Source organism: Paenibacillus solanacearum, assembly GCF_910593845.1.
Lineage (GTDB): Bacteria > Bacillota > Bacilli > Paenibacillales > NBRC-103111 > Paenibacillus_G > Paenibacillus_G solanacearum.
In genome coordinates, this window is record NZ_CAJVAS010000016.1 from 1 (window position 1) to 19,697 (window position 19,697).

Sequence of the window (19,697 nt, forward strand, 5' to 3'; positions counted from 1 at the left end):
GTCCGCTCGACTTGCATGTATTAGGCACGCCGCCAGCGTTCGTCCTGAGCCAGGATCAAACTCTCCATTAAGGTATCTTTTTCGGACCGAAGACCGAAATGGATACAAATTGCTTGCATAACCCGAAGATCATGTTCGCTATAATGTAAGCTGATTGAGCTCAAAATTTACTGCTAGCGAGAATTTGCATTCTCTATTTCACTCACTCGTTGTTCAGTTTTCAAAGGGCAATTCGTTTCATCGTCTTCAACTTCTTTTCTTACTTCCGTCGAAAGCGACTTTATTAATATACCACATTTCCTTTTCTTAATGCAAGTGTTTTTTTCATTCCTTTTTCTTCAAAAGCACTTGCATTCGCCTGCCTCAATCGGCCGGAAGACTAATTTACCACGCTTGTCCTGCAATGTCAACCCGGAAACCAAAAAAATCATCGCCAGCCCTTTAAGCGGTTTTGGGCCTGCTTCACACACACTTAATTACCACGGTAACTTCAAATAGAATCAATGACGGCATTCATTCAGGCGCTGCATACAACACCTCACCGTCTGCGATTTTGAGATTAATGTACTTTGCTTGCTTCAATAAAAAAAGCACGGACCGGAACGATCCATGCTTTTCGCACTAAAACTATAATTAAAACCCGGTTGCCCCTGCGTCGCCCAATTGCTGCGCAAACTCGTCATGAATGTGACCGTTGGAGCAAAGAAGATTTCTTACGCCCAAACTATACGGGTTTCCGAGCGTGTCCGTAACTTTTCCCCCTGATTCTGTAATCAATAGCACCCCGGCAGCCATATCCCAGGAATTCAGACCGATCTCCCAGAATCCGCTCAAGCGGCCTGCTGCCACATAGGCCATATGCAAAGCGGCCGAGCCGGCAACCCGAATATTGCGTACCTTCGGAGTGAGCCTCTGCAATCCTTGCAAGTTGATCGGCAGCGCATGATCTTTATCGGCCGGAAATCCCGTAGCGACGAGGCTATCAATGAGCAGCTTGTCGGATGAGACCTGCATCTTTTTCCCTTTCAGGTAGGCGCCTTTGCCTTTCTCCGCTACGTAAAGCTCATTATGAACCGGGTTGTACACTACGCCGACAATAACTTCGCCTTTATGCGCCAATGCGATCGAGACCGAAAAGAATGGGAAGCCGTGCACGAAATTCGTCGTTCCGTCCAACGGATCGACGATCCACAAATATTCTTCACCTCTCATCTGCTCCAAAGCCGATTGAGAAGCAGCCGGTCCCGGCTCGACGCCTTCTTCGCCCAATATGGCATGCGTCGGAAAATGCGTTTGTATCAAATTGCGAATCATCGTCTCGGCGCCTTTGTCCACTTCCGTTACCAGATCATGGGCCGAATATTTGGTCTGCAGGCTGTTAAAGTCGCCCAGCTTACTTTGTATCCATTCTCCCGTTTTGGAGGCGGTATTGATGGCAACAGCGGTAAAACTTTTGCTACCGACGGAATAGCGCGTTGTATTTTGATTCGACATTGGATCATTCCTTTACGAAATTCATTTCAATCGCCTATCTATTAAAATGATCTGCAATAAAGCTACTGGATTCATAAATAGTATAGTTAATATACGTAATTAATGCTACGTCGTTTCACCCAAAAAGGATCGTCGGTTTTAACAAATGAGTGAACTTATCCATCGTATAGACCGCCGCGTCAAGAATAAGATTCTGAAGGCAGGTCGCGTTGCGGCAGGCGCTCCGGCGGAACAAGCGGAATTCAGCTTCAAATGCAATCCAGCCCATATGCCGGACGATGCGTCCAAAGTACCGTCGATGTAGTATATCCAATAAGCCCCGATTTGTAAAAAAACATCCGCCGCAATAGGACGGATGTTTGGCCGGGAGCTCGCCGGTATGCCGTATGTTCTAAACGCCTACGATATGATAGCCGCCGTCGACGTAAATCACTTCTCCGGTAATGCCGCGGGACAAGTGGCTCATCAGGAACAAGGCCGTATCGCCCACTTCCGCGGTTTCGGTCGTGCGGCGGAGCGGTGCTTTTTCCTCCACGGTTTTCAGAATGGAGTTGAAGTCCTTGATCCCCTTGGCTGCCAGCGTACGAATCGGTCCGGCCGAAATCGCGTTGACGCGAATGTTGAATTGTCCAAGATCGTTCGCCAGGTAGCGCACGCTCGCTTCGAGAGCTGCTTTGGCGATGCCCATCACATTGTAGTTTTTCATCGCGCGCTCCGCACCCAGGTACGTCATCGTCATGATGCTGCCGCCTTCTGTCATAAGCGGATACAGCTTCTGTGCGACGGCGACAAGCGAATAGGCGCTAATGTCATGGGCCAGCGCAAACCCGTCACGGGACGTATTGACGAACAGGCCTTCCAGCTCTTCCGTACGGGCGAAGGCAATGCTGTGAACAATGCCGTGCAGCACGCCGAATTGCTCGCGAAGCGATTCCGCCAGCTGGTCGATATCCGCGTCTACGGTCACGTTGCAAGGCAGAATTGTCGCGTTCGGAATCGTATCGGCCAGCTTGCGCACCCGTTCCTCCACGCGCTCGTTCTCATAAGTAAACACAAGGCGCGCACCTTGGCTCGCCAAAGATTGGGCGATAGCCCATGCGATGCTGCGATCGTTGGCCACACCCATTACGACTATATTTTTACCCGCTACCAAATTCATATCAAAACGTTCCCCTCTCGCTCATAAAATAGGGCTCGGACATAGTTTCCCTCCTCAAATTACCTGATTTTCCCGAATATTTCAAGTCGCATTTACCGAGCTTATTCGCCATTTTCCGCAGCGCTATATTTCAAAAGAGGCTTGGGTCAATACGGTTACGCCGGACTCGCCGCGAATCGCCTCCATGAGTTGGAGCAGGGCGTCATCTTTTCGCTTCGCTTCCAGCATCATGTCCAGCCGCGGGGTTAGCGGTGCAATGGCGCGCAGAAATGTCATGAGCCGCGGCGCGTCCACATAGTCGGCATGGCTGCGGACATCCTTATCGCTCTTTGGGCTGGACACATGAATTTTGGGCGGCAACGGGGGCGCTGCATCAGACGGCGACGCATCTGGACCGGCTTGCATCTGCTGCCCGCTCCATGTATCTGCGATCCGCGGCCACAGTGCCTCCGCGGACTCCCCGCACGGGTTGACGTCATGATGATGCAGGTCCAGCACCATCGGCACGCCAACGTCTTCGCATACTTCGAGCGTCTCCAGCGCGTTGAACGTTTTGTCGTCGTTCTCCAGCGTAATGCGACGCTGGATGCGATCCGGCATGGCGCGAAAATGAGTGACGAACCGTTTCCCCGCCACTGCCTTGTTCCCGTAAGCTCCGCCGATATGGATGTTGCACTTGGCCGACTCATCGAGCCCCATGGCCTCCAGCATTTGCACGTGACGGTCGAGATCGGCGTAAGAGCTGGCCAACACGTCCTCGCGCGGCGTGCTGAGCACCGTGTAATGGTCGGGATGAAAGCTCAGCCGCATGCGATGCTCTCGGGCATAGCCTCCAAGCTCCGCGAAAGCTTCGCGAAGGTCGGGAATCGGATTCCACTGCCCCAGCAGCTCGTGACCGATTAGCGGAATCAGCCTGGACGACATGCGATACATTTCGATTTCATACGCCCGGTTATGCTTCAACAATCGCAGCGTATTATGGATATTCTCGGCGGCTAGGCGTTCAAGCTTGCGGATCGCCGCTTCCCGGTCCTCCACTTTCGCGAAGTTCGTCGCCGTCATCGTTTTGGAAGGGGAGGCATTGGCGACGAGCATGGACATCGCCACGTAGCCTAAACGAACAATCATGGTCGGATCACGCTCCTGTTCCAGTCTCCTTCGTGTAGCTTGCCCATCGCTGCACGGAAGTACCGTTGCGGGATAAAGAAAAAAGCACCGTTCCCGAGCTATCTCCGGGAATACGATGCTTGTCTTGTATTGCTTACAGGGCAGCTTAGCCTTTGGCTCCGAAAAACATTTCGTGAGCAAGCGCCGTCTGCACCCGCGACTCTTCTTCATTAAGCTTGCGGACGAGCTCCATCTCCACCTGGGTTACTTCTTCGCCCTGGAAATTAATTTCGGCAATGGAGGCGGCGATTTTGACGATCGCGATCGCCCGATTGTCCGGCGTATAGGCAATCACTTTTTGCCCCGTCGGAAACACGCGGAAGCCGCTTTTCATCATTTTGCCGCGGCCGTACTCGAGCAGCTCATACAGCTCTTGTTCGGATTTGAACTTGCAAACGGAGTTGAATTCGGTTTGAAATCCCATACACTCGCTCCCCTCAGCCTAGTCTTCTTAGCACTAGCATAAAGGATGGGCCAGGGCAAAAGCAACTGGCCGCCGACCGTTAAACTTCCGGTACGTCGAACGTATATTGCAGGCTCCGCTTCTCGGCATGACGCTGCAAGGCGAGCTGGATCAAGTCGTCCAACAGCTCGCTGTACGGCTTTCCGCTTTCGCGCCACAGCAGCGGGTACATGCTGAAAGGCGTAAAGCCCGGCATCGTGTTGATCTCGTTGATGAAAATTTTCGAATCTTCCTTACGCAGGAAAAAATCGACGCGGGACAGCCCCGTGCCGTCGATGGCTTGAAAAGCGCGTACGGCGAGGGCACGCATTTCGTCAGCCACCGCCTGCGGAATCTCCGCGGGAATGATCATCGAAGATTTGCCGTCGATATATTTGGCCTTGTAATCGTAAAATTCATTGGAAGAAACGATTTCGCCGACAACGGAAGCTTGCGGCAGGTCATTGCCGAGCACAGCGACTTCAAGCTCGCGGGCATCGATAAATTCTTCCACGACCACTTTGCGGTCATACTGAAACGCCGCACTTACCGCTCCCTCCAGCTCAGCGCGGTTTCTGGCTTTGCTGATGCCTACGCTGGAACCGAGATTGGCCGGCTTTACGAAACAGGGATAACCTACGGACACTTCAATTTCCAAGACATGCTCGTTCCTATCCTTGTCCCACTGCTTTTTCGTAAAATGGCGGAAGACGCACTGAGGGAGTCCTTCCTGGGCAAATACTTTTTTCATCATGGCCTTGTCCATGCCGACGGACGATGCCAAAACGCCTGTACCTACATAAGCGATGTCCGCCATTTCGAGCAGCCCTTGAATGGTGCCGTCCTCTCCGAACGTTCCGTGCAGCAGCGGAAAGACGACATCCAGCGGTGCGCCCGATTCCCGCGCGCCTTGGCCGGCTGCCTGAAGCGTGCCGAAGAAAGGCTGCAGCGCGAAAGAGCCAGGCTGCTCGGATTGCTCTTGGAACGTAAGCGCAGCGGCGGACGAAACCGGTCCGGTCAACTGCGGTCCCGAACGCCATTCCCCTTGCTTCGTTATGTAAAACGGCTGAACGTCGTATTTGTTCAAATCGAAAGCTTTAATAACGGCAAGTGCAGTTTGAAGCGACACCTCATGCTCCCCAGATTTGCCTCCGTAGATTAAGCCTACACGAATTTTGTCGCTCATAAGTACCTCCGGATGGATATGGTGAAATCGGTAAACTCTAATGAAATGAAATAAAGAAACCTAAATTAAGGAAATAGGGATCGTTCACATATCGACGATATGTAAAAACCGGTAGCGCGTTCGCTCGGTATAGGCCGGGGAATCCGTATAGCTCCAGTACCGGTGCTTGCTGCTGACCGTATGTGCGTTAACGAGCGGCATCCCGTTGGCGTCTTTGGCCGTTACAACTGTGCTGTGTTTGAATCCACTGGTGCCGTCCCAATCGTAGCTAATGACATCGCCGAGCTCCAGCTCCTCCGGCCGCTGCACTTCCCGCGCCCTAAGTCCGCTTCGGCTTGTCAGCAAATAAAATTGCAAACTGTCGGCCACCGCCCAGCTGAAGCTCCACAGCTCCTGTCCGCCGACGCGGCCTTTATACCACCAGCCCGCATTCCTTTTACCAGTATAGTTCATCGGCGCTCCCCCTGCAAAGAGGCACTGGGACACATAATTGCTGCAATCGACTTCAAAGGTCAAGTATGCAGGATTTCCTTTGTCCCACCACCGATCCGCATAACGCGCCGCTTCGATCCGGTTGTAAGGAGCGCGGGGCGCAGCATATTGAGACGACGGGAGGACATTATAGTTGAGGTATGGCACGGAAGGGGCACGCATCAAATCGACGGCCGTAAACGTGTCGTCGGCTTCCATCAAACCGCCAGCCGCCAAGTGGCGAAGGCGCAGCGTGTCTTCATGGTCGAGAAGTTCCACGCCCTCGATCCGATAGCCGCCGTCATCGGCGATCAAGGTGATCCGTTCTTTCTCAATTCGCTGCTCCTCATGGGACGTGTGGCGAATTTCGCCGACAATCGTGCGCTTCAATAAAATATCGGCAATCATGCGGCCTCGTTGTTCGCTAACGGAGGAGACAGACAGACGGGTTTCATGCTTGACTGGCGTAAGACCCCGCATTCGGTCGGATTGTTTGAGCCGATCCAGCCGCTTCGCCTGCGCCCGCAAAAACGAGGCGTCGCCGACTAGCGGCACCATAGGTTCGATAGAATAGTCCATATCGGTTTGATTGCGGCTGTGAACATAATGGTAAAGGGTCGTTTTCCAAGACATCGCCCCTGCCTCCTTCGCATAGTAACAAAACCATACAGGCGCATTGCCGAACTTCGTCATCCGGGTATAAACATTCTTTTCCAGTATATGAGGGCATTCATGCAAAAATGATTGAAATCAACCTTTACGAACAGGACCTAAAGCATGTATACTGTAACTAGAGCTAATAATGAAATCGCGTTTCACTATATGAAACAAGATGATTGCAGCTAACATATTTTCAAGGAGGAATAGCTACCATGTCTAAAAAAGACGCTTTTTCGGTTCGCAAGCAGCTGAGCGTTGGCGGCAAGTCGTTCAACTACTACAGCCTGCAAGCGTTCGAAGCGCAAGGCAACGGCACTATATCGAACCTGCCTTTCTCCATTAAAGTGCTGCTTGAAGCCGCGCTTCGCCAATTCGACGGCAAAGCGATCACGAACGAACACGTGAAGCAAATCGCAGGCTGGGCTTCCGAGCGCGACGCGAACAAAGAAATTCCTTTCATCCCTGCACGGATCGTGCTGCAGGACTTCACCGGCGTGCCGGTTGTCGTCGACCTTGCGGCCATGAGAGATACAATGAAACGCGCCGGCGGAGACCCAAAACGGATCAACCCGCTCGTACCGGTCGACCTCGTTATCGACCACTCCGTTATGGTCGATGCGTTCGGCTCCAAAGATGCGCTTGAATACAACGAGAAAGTCGAGTTCGAAAGAAACGAAGAGCGCTACCGCTTCCTGCGCTGGGCGCAAACGGCGTTCGATAATTTCCGTGCGGTTCCGCCGGATACAGGTATCGTTCACCAGGTCAACCTTGAGTACCTCGCATCCGTAGCCGCTACGAAAACCGTGGACGGCGAAACGGAAGTATATCCGGATTCTCTGGTCGGTACAGACTCCCATACAACGATGATCAACGGTCTTGGTATCGTAGGCTGGGGCGTTGGCGGTATCGAGGCGGAAGCCGGCATGCTCGGCCAGCCGCTCTACTTCGTTACGCCGGAAGTCATCGGCTTCAAGCTGACGGGTACGCTGGCAGAAGGCGCTACGGCAACCGACCTTGCACTGACCGTTACGCAAATGCTGCGTAAAAAAGGCGTAGTCGGCAAATTCGTCGAGTTCTATGGCCCGGGTCTTTCCAACATCAGCCTGGCTGACCGCGCTACGGTAGCTAACATGGCTCCGGAATACGGCGCAACGATCGGCTTCTTCCCGGTTGACACCGAGTCCTTGAACTACATGAGAAGCACTGGCCGTGACGAAGCGCAAATCGCGCTCGTAGAGGCTTATTATAAAGAGCAAGGCATGTTCCGCACGGACGCTACACCGGATCCGGTATTCAGCGACGTGATCGAGCTCGACCTCGGTTCCGTTGTGCCAAGCTTGGCCGGCCCGAAACGTCCGCAAGACCGCGTAGAGCTGACGAACATGAAAGAGTCGTTCAACTCGATCATTCGCACGCCGATCGAAAAAGGCGGCTACGGCTTGTCCGATGAAAAGATCGCGGAAATGGTGGAAGTGGATCATCCGAGCGGTGAAGCAAGCAAAATGGGTACAGGTGCGGTCGTTATCGCAGCCATCACATCCTGTACAAATACGTCCAACCCAAGCGTTATGCTCGGCGCCGGTCTCGTAGCGAAAAAAGCGGTAGCCCGCGGCCTTCGCAAACCAGGCTATGTGAAGAGCAGTTTGACTCCGGGTTCGCTCGTCGTTACCGATTACTTGACCAAAGCCGGCCTCATCGAGCCGCTGGAAGCGCTTGGTTTCCACGTAGCGGGCTATGGCTGCGCGACGTGCATCGGTAACTCCGGTCCGCTGCCGGACGAAGTCAGCAAGGCGATCGCCGATAACGATATGACCGTCGCTGCCGTTCTGTCCGGTAACCGGAACTTCGAAGGCCGCGTTCACGCGCAGGTTAAAGCCAACTACTTGGCTTCGCCGCCGCTCGTTGTCGCTTATGCTTTGGCCGGCACGGTCAACATCGACCTGGCAAACGACCCGATCGGATACGACCAGTCGAACCAGCCGGTGTACCTGAAAGATATTTGGCCGACGTCTCAAGAGGTGCAGGAAGCGATCCAATCCGCGATTACGCCTGAGATGTACCGCTCGAAATATTCCGACGTATTCCGTTCCAACGAGCGCTTCAACGCGATCAACGTGCCGGAAGGCGATCTGTACGCTTGGGACGAGAAGTCCACTTACATCGCTAACCCGCCGTTCTTCGCGAACCTGGGCGCGGATCTGAACGACATTGCCGACATTCGCGGCGCCAAAACGCTTGCGCTGATGGGCGACTCCGTCACGACGGACCATATCTCCCCTGCCGGTAACATCAAAGCCGACAGCCCGGCCGGTAAATTCCTGATCGAGCACGGCGTGAAGAAAGAAGACTTCAACTCGTACGGTTCCCGCCGCGGTAACCACGATGTCATGATGCGCGGTACGTTCGCAAACATTCGTATCCGCAACCAAGTGGCGCCTGGCACAGAGGGCGGCGTAACGACTTACCTGCCGACCGGCGAAGTAATGTCGATCTACGACGCATCCATGAAGTATCAAGAGCAAGGCACGAACCTCGTCGTTATCGCCGGCAAAGAGTACGGCACGGGAAGCTCCCGCGACTGGGCTGCCAAAGGCACGTTCCTGCTCGGCGTGAAAGCCGTTATTGCCGAGAGCTTCGAACGGATTCACCGTTCCAACCTCGTAGGCATGGGCGTACTGCCGCTGCAATTCGTCGAAGGGCAAAGCTGGAGTTCGCTCGGCTTGACCGGCCGCGAAACGTTCGACATCGTGGGCCTCAGCAACGATGTGCAGCCTGGCCAAAAAGTAACGGTCAACGTCACGCGCGAAGACGGATCGACTTTCAGCTTCGAAGCGATTGTTCGTCTGGACAGCTACGTGGACGTCGATTACTATCGCAACGGCGGTATTCTGCAAACCGTATTGCGCCAAATTATGGCGTAATGACGGGTTAAGCTTATGTAAAACGACCGCTCGGACCGAACGGTGCGATGCGGTATAACAAGAACCCCCGAATCTCGATTCGATCGAGACTCGGGGGTTCTTTGCCATGCGGGCGGGCGCGCGCTCGCGCAATCGCTTATGCTGCGCGCCGAGACCGGCCGGCGGGCGCATTGGGCGCGAAGAGCAGCCGCGTACCAGTCGGCGGCGAGCCGCAGCAAGCGGGCGTGCCCGGGCCGCGGGGCAAGATGCTACTTCAGCATCTTGCCCATACGCCGCGCCGCTTCCATCAAGAGCGGCGCGAATTCTTTCATCTTCTCCACCGTGAGCCGGTTGGAGGGGCCGCTTACCGCGAGCGCGGCGATCAGCCGCCCGCCCCGCGCCAGAATGGGCGCGGAGACGGCCGCTGCGCCGGGCTCGCGCTCTTCGACGCTGGTCGCATAGCCCAGCGTCTTCACTTCGTGCAGCTGCTGCAGGAACGCAGCTGTGGCTACCGCCTGCGGCCAGTCCGGGTCGCGCAGCAGCGCCAGCTGCGCATCCGGCGCCTCGAAGGCGACCAGCACTTTGCTCGACGCGCCGACGTACAGCGGCAGTCTCGCCCCGATCGGAGCAACGCGGCGGATCGCCTGGTTGCTCTGCACCGCCTGGACGCGGACCCGCTCCAGACCGTCGCGCACATAGAGGCTGATCGTCTCGCCGAGCTGGTCGCGCAGCCGTTCCATCTCCGGCAGCAATATGAGCGCCGGATCGTCGCTGTGCGTCAAATTCGCGGACAGCTCCCATATCCGAAACCCGAGCCGGTACCGCTCCGAGGCCGGATCGCGGATAATGAAGCCTTTGCCCTCCAGGGAAGCAAGCAGCCGGTGCACGGTGCTCTTGTGCAAACTGACCCGGCCGGATATTTCCGTCAAGCTGAGGTCTTCCGCTTCTGCAAAACAAAGCAATATATCAAGCGCGCGTTCCACCGCGCGTACGGTTAATTTGCCGTCCTCCACCGATACCACTCCTCGAAAAAACGTTTCACTGGTTGAAATCTATTATAGCCCATTTTTGATCATTTTAGTAGAAGGTTTTGCAAATGTCATGTCTGAGTTTTAACTGATAAGCCGCTTTCTTTTTATTAGCAGATTACAGTTTGTTTACATTTGCTGCATATGGGTTGACTCCGCACGCAGGCCGTTTTACTATAAAATAAGCAGGATCTCTATCCTTGAATGGCCGGAATCGATCTATCCCCGGACCGTAACGGTGGAAACCGCATGAGCGTGAAGCGGGAAGCTCTTTCCGTTCCGAACAGTCGTCCGTCGCACACAGTCATCATTGTTATCAAGGGGGAGATTACGATGGAAACCAACTCTTACTCATCCGTACCGTTGAATCAATCCGCGGTTGCAACCGCTGTCAAACGAAGCTCTTTTATACGCCGCCATAAGATGTTCCTCATCATTCTGCTGTCCGCCCTTCTTCTTCTGTTCAGCTTGACGATGGCCTTCCACGCCTTCGTCGCCTACACGCTTGCCAGACCGCATATCGACCCGCTTCGCTCCAATCCGGCCGCCGCTTTCGGCGCCGCTTACGAGAATATTCAATTCCCGAGCGTGACCGGCTCTTCAACCTTATCCGGCTGGTACATTCCCGCATCAACCGCTGCCGTCCTCCCCGGCAAGGAGCAGCAAACGATCGTATTCTCGCACGGCTACGGTGGCAACCGGGAGGAAATTTGGGTGCCCATCTACGATCTGGCCAAAGCGGCGAACCAGATGGGCTTCAACGTCGTCATGTTCGATTACGGCTACGTTCAGCCGCAATGGAATTTGACCGGCGGACTTCGTGAATCGGAAGAGCTGCTCGGCGCCGTAAAATATGCGAAAGACCGCGGAGCGAAAAAAGTGTTCGTCTGGGGGTTCTCGATGGGAGCGGGCACTGCGCTGCAAGCCGCCCTGCAGACGAGAGACATCGACGGGATGATTCTCGACAGCACGTTTGTGCTGGAGCCGGACACCTTGTACCATAACATGAAGCAGGAAGCGAAATTGCCTGAGTTTTCCCAGCCGCTGGTCCATATGTTCTTCCCGCTGATCAACGGGGTCAGCTTCAAGCAAATTCCGTATCAAACCGTAAAAGAAACGCAATACTCCATGCCGATCTTTTTCATCCACGGCAAGCAGGATCTGAAAGCGCCGTACGACATGGCGGAAAGCATCTTCGCGCATCAGAAAGCAGATTCGGGCTCGCAGCTGTGGCTGCTGGAAAACGACGGGCATGAGCTAATCTACCGTGCGCACAAAAAAAGTTATTTGCAGCTGACGACCGGCTTCCTGAAGACGTTATCCGAAGCTCCGCCCAAACCGATCAAATACAGCGGCGCGCGTTAAGCGACATAGACAACAGCCTTCCCGAATACAATGTCTCTTAAAGCCCGGTCCCCCGGGCACGAGACGGCGGGGAGGTTTTTTCATGCTGCGCGTATACGGTCCTTTGATGCCGCTAAGGGTGTTGGAGGAAATCCGCTTTTGGAAAATGCAGGAGAGGGAACATACAGTCGTCATTCGGGAGCTAGCCCCGGCGCTGGAAGCTTCGTATGCGGCGCTGATGCGGCAGTGGGAAGAAACGTTCGGCCAAACGGAAGCGGAAGCGCAGCAGTGGATCGAGACGGTCGTGCAATTGCAGCCCCCGGTCAGTCCATACATCGACGGGCGCATTCGGAATTTGCTGCATGCTGCGGCAGCGGAGTCCCGCGAGTTCATTCGGCAGTTGTTTCTCCTCATGCAGCATAGCGCTCCGATCCAGGCGAATCCGGTCATCCAGACGGTCGTGATGCACATTATCCGGGAGTCGGAATATTTCCTCGGGGTGCTGCATGCGGCTGAGCAGCACAGCCCGCCCGAAGCAACGGTCGCCCGACCCGAGCTCGAAGCGGCAATATCGGCGCCCGCTTCGTTCGCTCCATCCTCCGCCGTGGATGCCTCCGCCGTTCCTGATGAGCCGGAAGATGCCGATGCGCCGCCGTATCCTTCGCCGGCCGAGGAAGATCGCGCTTCCGAGCTGACCGCTACACAGGAAGGCGTCTGGTCGTTCGGCACGGCGCCGGACACAGGCGCTGCGGCGGTTCCGATCGGAGGTCACCGCTTGCCGGCGCTGCCCTATGCCTACAACGCGCTGGAGCCGTACATCGACACGGATACGATGAGGCTGCATCATGACAAGCATCACCAGACGTATGTCGACGGCTTGAATAAAGCGGAGAAAAAGCTGGCAGCCGCACGGGCGTCCGGCGATTACGAATTGATCAAGCATTGGACGCGCGAAGCGGCGTTTCATGGCGCCGGGCATTACTTGCACACGATTTTCTGGGAAAGTATGAAGCCGGAAGGCGGCGGCAAGGCGACTGGCGGCATCGCAGCGGAAATCAACCGGTCCTTCGGCAGCTTCGAAGCATTCCGGCGGCAGTTCAGCGCCGCTGCGGACAAAGTGGAGGGCGGCGGCTGGGCTATTCTGGTCTGGAGTCCGCGCAGCGGCCGACTGGAGCTGCTTCAAGCAGAAAAACACCAGAATTTGTCCCAGTGGGATGTCATTCCGCTGCTGCCGCTCGATGTATGGGAGCATGCGTACTATCTCAAATACAAAAACGCGCGGAGCGCCTATATCGAAGCGTGGTGGCATACCGTGAACTGGGAACGCGTCAATGAGCGGTTCGACGCTGCACGGCGCCTAAGATGGCCGCCCTATTAAGCCGTAAGACACGGACCCACGCAACTGCTTCTGCTGCAAAACAATGAAGACCCTCCCTTTCGATCCTCTGCCAAACCTCCATTAAGACTGTGTTGTGACTGCGATAACGAATGCACATTCGTATTTACGTTATTCTCGCATGCCGAGGTCACTCGCTGCATGGAAGGTATGCACAGCACAAAGAAGCGCCCTTCGCCTCCCTCGAAAGGGAAAGCGAAGAGCGCTTGCGCTCCGGTAAGCGCTCAGCTGCACCGGGCAGCCGACACCCGAAGCGTTCGGCCGTTTACTGTTTGATCAATGACAAAAATTCCGAACGCGATGCCGCTTCCTTGCGGAATATTCCGCGCACCGCCGAGGTGACGGTTTTGCTTCCCGGCTTTTTCACGCCGCGGGCGCACATGCACAAATGCTCCCCTTCCACCACGACCATGCAGCCGTGCGGCTCGAGCACTTCCTCAATAATGTCCGCAATCTCGGACGTTATGCGTTCCTGCACCTGCAGACGGCGGGTGACGGCTTCCACCAAGCGGGCAAATTTGCTCAGCCCGGCGATTTTGCCGCTTGGAATATAACCGATGTGAATTTTACCGAAAAACGGCGCCATATGATGTTCGCACTGGCTGTAATAGACGATATCTTTCACGATGACAAGCTCTTCATGCTTCTCATCAAAGGCTACGCCCAATATTTCCTTCACGTCGGCTTCGTATCCGCCAAATATTTCTTCATACATGCGAGTCACCCTCGCAGGGGTTTCGAGCAACCCTTCCCGATCGACATCCTCGCCGATCAACCGCAAGATTTCGCGTACATGGTGTTCTACCAGCTCGCGATTTTCGGCTACCCGGTTGTTTTTGTATTCCTTCGCCGGCATGCGCATTCCCTCCCCTTGTCCGTTTCCGAGAAGAAGCCTGCAAGTCCGATTGTCAGGCGTTTACGGACGAAACTTTTTGTTTTTCATCATTTGCTGCATCTTGCCCATCTGCTGCTTGTTCAAGTTGTAGCCCATCTGCTTCGCCATCCGCTGAAGCATCTCGGGATCGCTTTGCATTTTCTCCATCTGCTTGCGCAAATACATGACGCCGATAAAAAATCCTCCGACCCCGCCTGCGATTAAGGCGACAATGGCTGTGACCGCATACCACATAATCTCATATCCACCCCAAAAAATTAATCATTGTCCATCATAGCACGACTTCCGCCCCGTTACAATCGGCACCTGTTCCGCCAGAACGTGCAGCCTTCAGGGACATCACCCGGCTTACATCAGTACATTCTCGATGAATAGCGTCGTATGCTTCGCCAGATCGATTTCTTTGACCGCAAGCTCCCGGTCCCCGCTGTTCTTCACGATGCGCACGACCGGCCTTCCCGGCAGCCCGCGATGCTGGCCGACGACCACGCCGGTCTCCTTCGTGGACAGGCGAACGGATGTGCCTGTGGGGTAAACGGAGACGCTGCGCAAAAATTGAATGACCGCCTCGCGGTCGAGCTTTGTCCCCGCCAGCGCCATCATATATTCGCAAGCTTCATGCGGCAGCATCCGCCGCCCCTGCGACAGGTCGAACAGTAAATTATCGTACGTGTTCGCCACCGCTACGATCCGCGCGTACAGGTGGATCTCCTCCTTCGCCAACCGGCGCGGCTGCCCTTCCCCATCCATCGTCTCATGATGCTGGAAGGCGACGTGCGCGCTAAGCAAGCTGAGCTCGCGCTTGTTCTTGAGCACATCGAAGCCGCGCCATGCATGATGCCGGCGCGGATCGCCGCTCACATCGTCGGCCGTCAGCTCCAGCTTGCCGACGTCGTGCAGCAAAGCCCCGATGGCCAGCTCGCGCAGCTGGCTTACCGGAAGGCCCATGTTGATACCGATCAGCGTGGACATCATGCAGACATTCACCGCATGCACGTACATTTCATTGTCCTTGGATCGGATGTCCGACAGCTGCACAAGCACATCCTTGTTCTTCATGATCTCTTCCAGCAAAGAATCGACGCTCTGGAATATGGTTCTGGAGTTGATCTCTTTGCCCGAACGGATCGATTCGAACGTTTCGCACATGCGCTGAATGACGACCCGTTTCGTTTCCTCCGAGACCAGCTCCGGAATTTCCACGTCGTCGAACTGCGCGTCCTTGATGAAAATCATCGTGGCGCCGATCCGCCTCAGCGTGTTGATCATATAAACCGTGAGCTGCACGCCTTCCGATAACAGAACCGCTCCGTTGCTCGAGAAGATCGTCCGCCCCAAATATTGGCCGGATTCGACGTTCTCGATGTCCACATATCTCATGAAGCGCCCCCGCTCCGTATGCCTTCGTGGTCTAGCAAATACGTCTTGATGTCGAGCCCGCCGCCGTAGCCCACGAGCGCTCCGCCCGCGCCGATCACGCGATGGCACGGGACGATCAGCGGCACCGGGTTGCGGTTATTCGATCCGCCGACGGCGCGAACCGCCTTCGGCGAGCCGATCCGCTCGGCAATCTGCTTGTAGGAGCGCGTCTCCCCGAACGGCACTTCGAGCAGCGCCTGCCATACCTTTACTTGAAACGGCGTCCCGCGCAGTGCAAGCGGCACGTCGAATTGCTGCCGGCGCCCGGCAAAGTATTCCTGCAGCTGTGCCGCAGCCAGTGCCAGCGCCTCGGGGTCGCGCTCCCACTCGGCGGTGCCGTACCAGCGCTTCGACCAGTTGCGCAGCTGATGCGCCGTGTCTGCGAATCCACCGAATTCCAGATGGCACAGCCCCGGCTCTGCTCCTCCGCTCCACCCCAGCGTCAGCGCGCCGATCGGCGTTACGATCTCATCATACTTCATCGTTTCCATGCTCATTCACCCGCCCGCTTTCGTTCAATGTATGCAGCGCCTTCCCGATCTCGCGGCGTGCGGCCTCGTCGCCCTCCCGTTCCAGCGCGACTGCAAGCGCCTCGCGCGCCGACTCTCCGCCGATGCGGCCGAGCGCCCAGGCCGCCGTCGCCCGAATCTCGGGACGCTCGTCCTTCCGCAGCAGCTCCGCAAGCTGCGGCACGCTGCTGGCGTCCCGGAAATTGCCCAGCGCGAGAATCGCGTTGCGCTGGATCGGCTTGCGGCCGCGCCAGGAGGCCGAGCTGGTGCCGAACCGCTCCTTGAACTCGCGGTTCGACATGAACAGCAGCGGCTTCAGCAGCGGCTTCACCTGCTCCGGGTCGGGAACAAACTCAGGATGATGCCCGAAGTGCACGCCTTTGTTTTTCGGGCATACAATCTGACAGGTATCGCAGCCGTACAGCCGGTTGCCGATCTTCCGCTTCAGCTCGTCGTCCTCGATGATGCCTTTCGTCTGCGTCAAATACGAAACGCAGCGCTGCGCATTGAGCTGCCCCGGGCCGACGAGCGCGCCGGTCGGGCAAGCATCGATGCACAGCGTGCAGTCACCGCAGCTTTCCGTGACCGGCTGATCGGGCGGCAGCGGGATGTTCGTAATCATTTCGCCGAGAAATACCCACGAGCCGAATTCCGGCGTAATGACGGAGCAGTTTTTGCCGAGCCAGCCGATGCCGGCTCGTTCGGCGACCGCCCGGTCGACCAATGCGCCCGTGTCAACCATGCTCTGCACCCGCGCGCCCGGCACGCGTTCGACTAGCCACGCTTCCAGCCGCTCGAGCCGGTTGCGCAGCACATGGTGGTAGTCCATCCCCCAGGCGGAGCGGGACAATATGCCGCGGTAGGCCCCCGGCTCGGAGCGCGGCGGATCATGCAGCTTCGACGGATAAGCGATCGCGATCGACAGGATCGACCTTGGTTCGGCCAGCGTTAACGCGGGGTCTACCCGCTTCTCGATGTCCTTCTCCTCAAAGCCCGATTCATGCCCTTTCTCGCGATGATTCAACAAAATTTGCTTCAATTCGGTAAACGGTTCGGCGCTCGCCACCCCAAGCTTATCGATGCCGAGCTCCGGCAGAGCGGCCTTCAGCTCCTCTTTCAGCTGCCGCCAATCGCCTCGCAGGCTCCCGTCCGGTACCGCGTTCCGATGTTCATCCGAGCGATTCATCATAGCTTTATGTTTACGCCTTACAGGCTCCTCCACTTCTGCGGCGGCCACACGATCCATTCCGCCTTCCCTTCCACCTGGCCGACCGAAACCGCCCCGAAGCTGCGGCTGTCATAGCTGGCATACCGGTGGCGGTTGTCGCCCATGACAAACACATGTTCCCTGGCGACGGTATAAGGCTCGAAACGGCCGTCTTCGATGGCGGAATCCGTGTACGCCTCCTGCACTTCTTGGTCGTTCACGTACAGTTTGCCACTGCGGACCGACACTTCATCCCCTGCGACGGCAACAACCCGCTTCACGAGATACGGGTGCGTTGAAGCGTTGCCATCCGCCTCCTTGATCACAATGACATCCCCGCGATTCAGCGCGCTGGAAAACCGGACCGTTTTGTTAATAAAGAGCCATTCTCCTTCTTCCAGCGTCGGCTGCATGGAAGCTCCGCGCACTGTGGACAAGTGAAACCCGAATTGATGTATAACGACCACTGCAATCAAAGCAATAACGATCGACTTCATCCAATCCCATACTTCAAGCAGCAGCCCGGTGCCCTCGTCTTCGCCCACTTGGGCGCCGGAAAATTCGCCGCTGCTTTTTTTAGGAGAAAACAGTCGCATCTTATCCCTCCGCTCCGCGTTCTCTCCATTCATTATAATAGAAATGCACCAGTTCGTCCTGAAACGGCGAGCGGCCCGCTTTGACAAGGGCAAGCAGTTCTTTAAGCCCTTGCTTGACTTTGGCGTCGACAACGGACGAGTAATGGTAGCTTAGCTTATGCCGCTCGTATTCTTCCTGGTCGACGACATACACTTCGCCCCCGGGCAGGCGGATCACGTCGAGATCATAGTCGATATAAGTGATGACGTTGCCGTTCACGTAAGGAGGCGACGCGACATTGCAGTAATACCGCACGCCGTTGTCCTCGATTAACGCCACGACGTTAAACCATTGTCCCGGAATAAAAAAAGAAATGCCCGGGATGCGGCTAACCCATTCCTTGCCGTCGGCTTCGACGATTTTGGTTTGACTGTTGATCAGAACCATCATCGACTCCGCCAGATGCGATTCGTGCATCAGCGATTCCGGAACGAGCCAGTTTTGAAGCCACATCCGGTGCAGATGTCCGTCATGCTTAAAACTTTTAATAACAAACGAGGAAAAAGTCGTCATGAGGTCCAAACCCTTCTACATACGGTTTCGGCTAAAAGCGGCGAGCGGTATCGATTGGTTCACGCTCCGTTTGTCTTGCTACTAGCATAAACGTAAGCGCCCCCGCTTTCAAGAGCAGCGCGGCCGCAGGGTCCAAACAGAAAAAGCATAACCACAGCAAGCGGGCAGCGCTTCGTGTTATGCTCAATAGATTGAAAATGATAGCTTGCGGTTCGCGTATTACCCGTTCACGATCTGGAGACGGTGCGTCGTCCGGGAAAAGTCGCTTGCCTGATAGCCTGCCTTCTCGTATACCGGTATCACAACTTCATTGTAGGCGTCCACGGTCACGAGGATCCGGCGCACTTTGCGCTGCAGGAACTTCTGTCTCAGCGCCTCGATCAGCTTCTGGCCGATGCCGCGCCGTTGATGCTTCGACTGCACCGCAATGCGGTAATAATATCCGTTCTGGTTATCGATGGTGCCCACGATGACTCCGACAATATCGCCGTTCTCTTCGGCGACCATAATCAGCTCGCTATCCCAAGACAGCTGTCTGGCGAATGCGGCCATCGTTTCTTCATAACATATCTCGGACAACACGTCATTCAAAAGCGCCGTGACCGATATATAATCCGACAGTTGAAACGGACGAACTTGACAGGAATTTTCAGACATGTTCGACTCTCCCCGCAGCATAAATTCATCATAACTTTAAAATTACGACAAAAATCGAAATATTCCTGCTAAATTGTTAAAAAAAACACAGAAATTCATCACATTTTATTCATATCCTCTTGAAAGCGCTTATTTTGAAGCGTTTTCATCGAATTACTATCGCTGAACGCCTTTTCATTTCTTCGATTCTATAATTCTATATGCTCGGCTCGGCCGATTATTGCCATCATTCGAATGCATCATGACTCAACCGGCTTCTGCATAGCGCCGGTCTACGAGCCCGGGATTCACCTGTACCGAAGAACCGGCTGCATAAAAAAAGCGGCGTTGTGAAACGATACTCATTGGGATTTTTGCGCAATTCCAACGACAACCATAGCAGGAAAGGATGACGCATATGACCGCAAGCGAAACCGGTTCGGTTCGGCCCATTCACCAGTTGAACGACCTCAAAACCCTAGATTGGAATTCCGAGGAGCTTCATTACCATCAGCGGGTCATGAGCGACTTGTCGCCCTGGCTCAATGCCCAAGGCACCGCCATACTAGGACAAATCATTACGGAGATCGAGCTGCGCGGCGGCGAGAAAGGAGAGAACACGAATACTTAATATA

The 19,697-nt window shown here is 55.4% G+C and carries 19 protein-coding genes and 1 rRNA gene; 4 read left to right on the forward strand and 16 right to left on the reverse strand.

Annotated features, from left to right (window positions below; all coding sequences use genetic code 11):
- From KXG62_RS17750 to KXG62_RS17780, 7 genes are all read right to left on the reverse strand, one after another.
- Window positions 1-71: ribosomal RNA gene (locus KXG62_RS17750) — 16S ribosomal RNA — on the reverse strand; the annotation flags it as partial.
- Between the two features lie 562 nt (window positions 72-633).
- Window positions 634-1,494: an inositol monophosphatase family protein gene (locus KXG62_RS17755; protein ID WP_218093340.1), complete on the reverse strand. Its 861-nt coding sequence runs from the start codon at window positions 1,492-1,494 to the stop codon at window positions 634-636.
- Between the two features lie 391 nt (window positions 1,495-1,885).
- Window positions 1,886-2,653, reverse strand: a complete 768-nt coding sequence (gene fabI, locus KXG62_RS17760; RefSeq protein WP_218093341.1) for an enoyl-ACP reductase FabI — start codon at window positions 2,651-2,653, stop codon at window positions 1,886-1,888.
- A gap of 123 nt (window positions 2,654-2,776) precedes the next feature.
- Window positions 2,777-3,781, reverse strand: a complete 1,005-nt coding sequence (uvsE, locus tag KXG62_RS17765) for a UV DNA damage repair endonuclease UvsE (protein ID WP_218093342.1) — start codon at window positions 3,779-3,781, stop codon at window positions 2,777-2,779.
- A gap of 145 nt (window positions 3,782-3,926) precedes the next feature.
- Window positions 3,927-4,244 carry a hypothetical protein gene (locus KXG62_RS17770; protein WP_218093343.1) on the reverse strand — a complete coding sequence of 106 codons (318 nt, stop codon included), beginning with the start codon at window positions 4,242-4,244 and terminating at the stop codon, window positions 3,927-3,929.
- A gap of 79 nt (window positions 4,245-4,323) precedes the next feature.
- Window positions 4,324-5,448, reverse strand: coding sequence for a D-alanine--D-alanine ligase (locus KXG62_RS17775; protein WP_218093344.1), 1,125 nt, complete (start codon window positions 5,446-5,448; stop codon window positions 4,324-4,326).
- Between the two features lie 84 nt (window positions 5,449-5,532).
- The gene (locus KXG62_RS17780) at window positions 5,533-6,552 is read right to left on the reverse strand and encodes an amidase domain-containing protein (RefSeq protein ID WP_218093345.1); all 1,020 of its coding nucleotides are present in this window, start codon (window positions 6,550-6,552) and stop codon (window positions 5,533-5,535) included.
- Window positions 6,553-6,791: 239 nt separating this feature from the next.
- Here KXG62_RS17780 and acnA point away from each other — a divergent pair, with 239 nt between their 5' ends.
- The gene (acnA, locus tag KXG62_RS17785; RefSeq protein WP_218093346.1) at window positions 6,792-9,500 is read left to right on the forward strand and encodes an aconitate hydratase AcnA; all 2,709 of its coding nucleotides are present in this window, start codon (window positions 6,792-6,794) and stop codon (window positions 9,498-9,500) included.
- Between the two features lie 248 nt (window positions 9,501-9,748).
- On the opposite strand, the gene KXG62_RS17790 is transcribed toward acnA, so the two are convergent.
- Window positions 9,749-10,492 (reverse strand): IclR family transcriptional regulator, encoded by a 744-nt coding sequence (locus KXG62_RS17790; RefSeq protein ID WP_218093347.1) that lies wholly within the window; start codon window positions 10,490-10,492, stop codon window positions 9,749-9,751.
- Between the two features lie 348 nt (window positions 10,493-10,840).
- On the opposite strand from KXG62_RS17790, the gene KXG62_RS17795 reads away from it, so the two are divergent.
- Window positions 10,841-11,872 (forward strand): alpha/beta hydrolase, encoded by a 1,032-nt coding sequence (locus tag KXG62_RS17795; protein ID WP_218093348.1) that lies wholly within the window; start codon window positions 10,841-10,843, stop codon window positions 11,870-11,872.
- Window positions 11,873-11,954: 82 nt separating this feature from the next.
- Window positions 11,955-13,229: a Fe-Mn family superoxide dismutase gene (locus KXG62_RS17800; protein ID WP_218093349.1), complete on the forward strand. Its 1,275-nt coding sequence runs from the start codon at window positions 11,955-11,957 to the stop codon at window positions 13,227-13,229.
- A gap of 283 nt (window positions 13,230-13,512) precedes the next feature.
- Here KXG62_RS17800 and folE read toward each other — a convergent pair whose 3' ends face one another.
- From folE to KXG62_RS17840, 8 genes are all read right to left on the reverse strand, one after another.
- Window positions 13,513-14,103, reverse strand: coding sequence for a GTP cyclohydrolase I FolE (gene folE / locus KXG62_RS17805; protein ID WP_218093350.1), 591 nt, complete (start codon window positions 14,101-14,103; stop codon window positions 13,513-13,515).
- A gap of 60 nt (window positions 14,104-14,163) precedes the next feature.
- Complete coding sequence (locus KXG62_RS17810) at window positions 14,164-14,376, reverse strand: YneF family protein (protein ID WP_218093351.1); 213 nt, start codon at window positions 14,374-14,376, stop codon at window positions 14,164-14,166.
- Between the two features lie 114 nt (window positions 14,377-14,490).
- Window positions 14,491-15,522, reverse strand: a complete 1,032-nt coding sequence (locus tag KXG62_RS17815; RefSeq protein ID WP_218093352.1) for an HD-GYP domain-containing protein — start codon at window positions 15,520-15,522, stop codon at window positions 14,491-14,493.
- The gene (locus KXG62_RS17820) at window positions 15,519-16,052 is read right to left on the reverse strand and encodes a methylated-DNA--[protein]-cysteine S-methyltransferase (RefSeq protein WP_246627504.1); all 534 of its coding nucleotides are present in this window, start codon (window positions 16,050-16,052) and stop codon (window positions 15,519-15,521) included. Before KXG62_RS17820 ends, KXG62_RS17815 begins: the two co-directional genes overlap by 4 nt.
- Entirely contained in the window at window positions 16,033-17,259 is a 1,227-nt protein-coding gene (queG, locus tag KXG62_RS17825) for a tRNA epoxyqueuosine(34) reductase QueG (RefSeq protein ID WP_218093470.1), read from the reverse strand. The genes KXG62_RS17820 and queG overlap by 20 nt, the downstream gene beginning before the upstream one ends.
- A gap of 17 nt (window positions 17,260-17,276) precedes the next feature.
- A complete protein-coding gene (gene lepB / locus KXG62_RS17830) occupies window positions 17,277-17,873 on the reverse strand; it encodes a signal peptidase I (protein ID WP_218093353.1) in 597 nt (198 codons plus the stop codon).
- Window position 17,874: 1 nt separating this feature from the next.
- The gene (locus tag KXG62_RS17835; RefSeq protein ID WP_218093354.1) at window positions 17,875-18,426 is read right to left on the reverse strand and encodes a DUF402 domain-containing protein; all 552 of its coding nucleotides are present in this window, start codon (window positions 18,424-18,426) and stop codon (window positions 17,875-17,877) included.
- A 219-nt stretch (window positions 18,427-18,645) separates the two neighbouring features.
- On the reverse strand, window positions 18,646-19,083 hold the full coding sequence (locus KXG62_RS17840; protein ID WP_218093355.1) for a GNAT family N-acetyltransferase: 438 nt from the start codon (window positions 19,081-19,083) through the stop codon (window positions 18,646-18,648).
- 397 nt (window positions 19,084-19,480) lie between these two features.
- Between KXG62_RS17840 and KXG62_RS17845 the strand changes: the two genes are divergently transcribed.
- Entirely contained in the window at window positions 19,481-19,693 is a 213-nt protein-coding gene (locus KXG62_RS17845; RefSeq protein WP_218093356.1) for a hypothetical protein, read from the forward strand.
- Window positions 19,694-19,697: the final 4 nt, after the last annotated feature.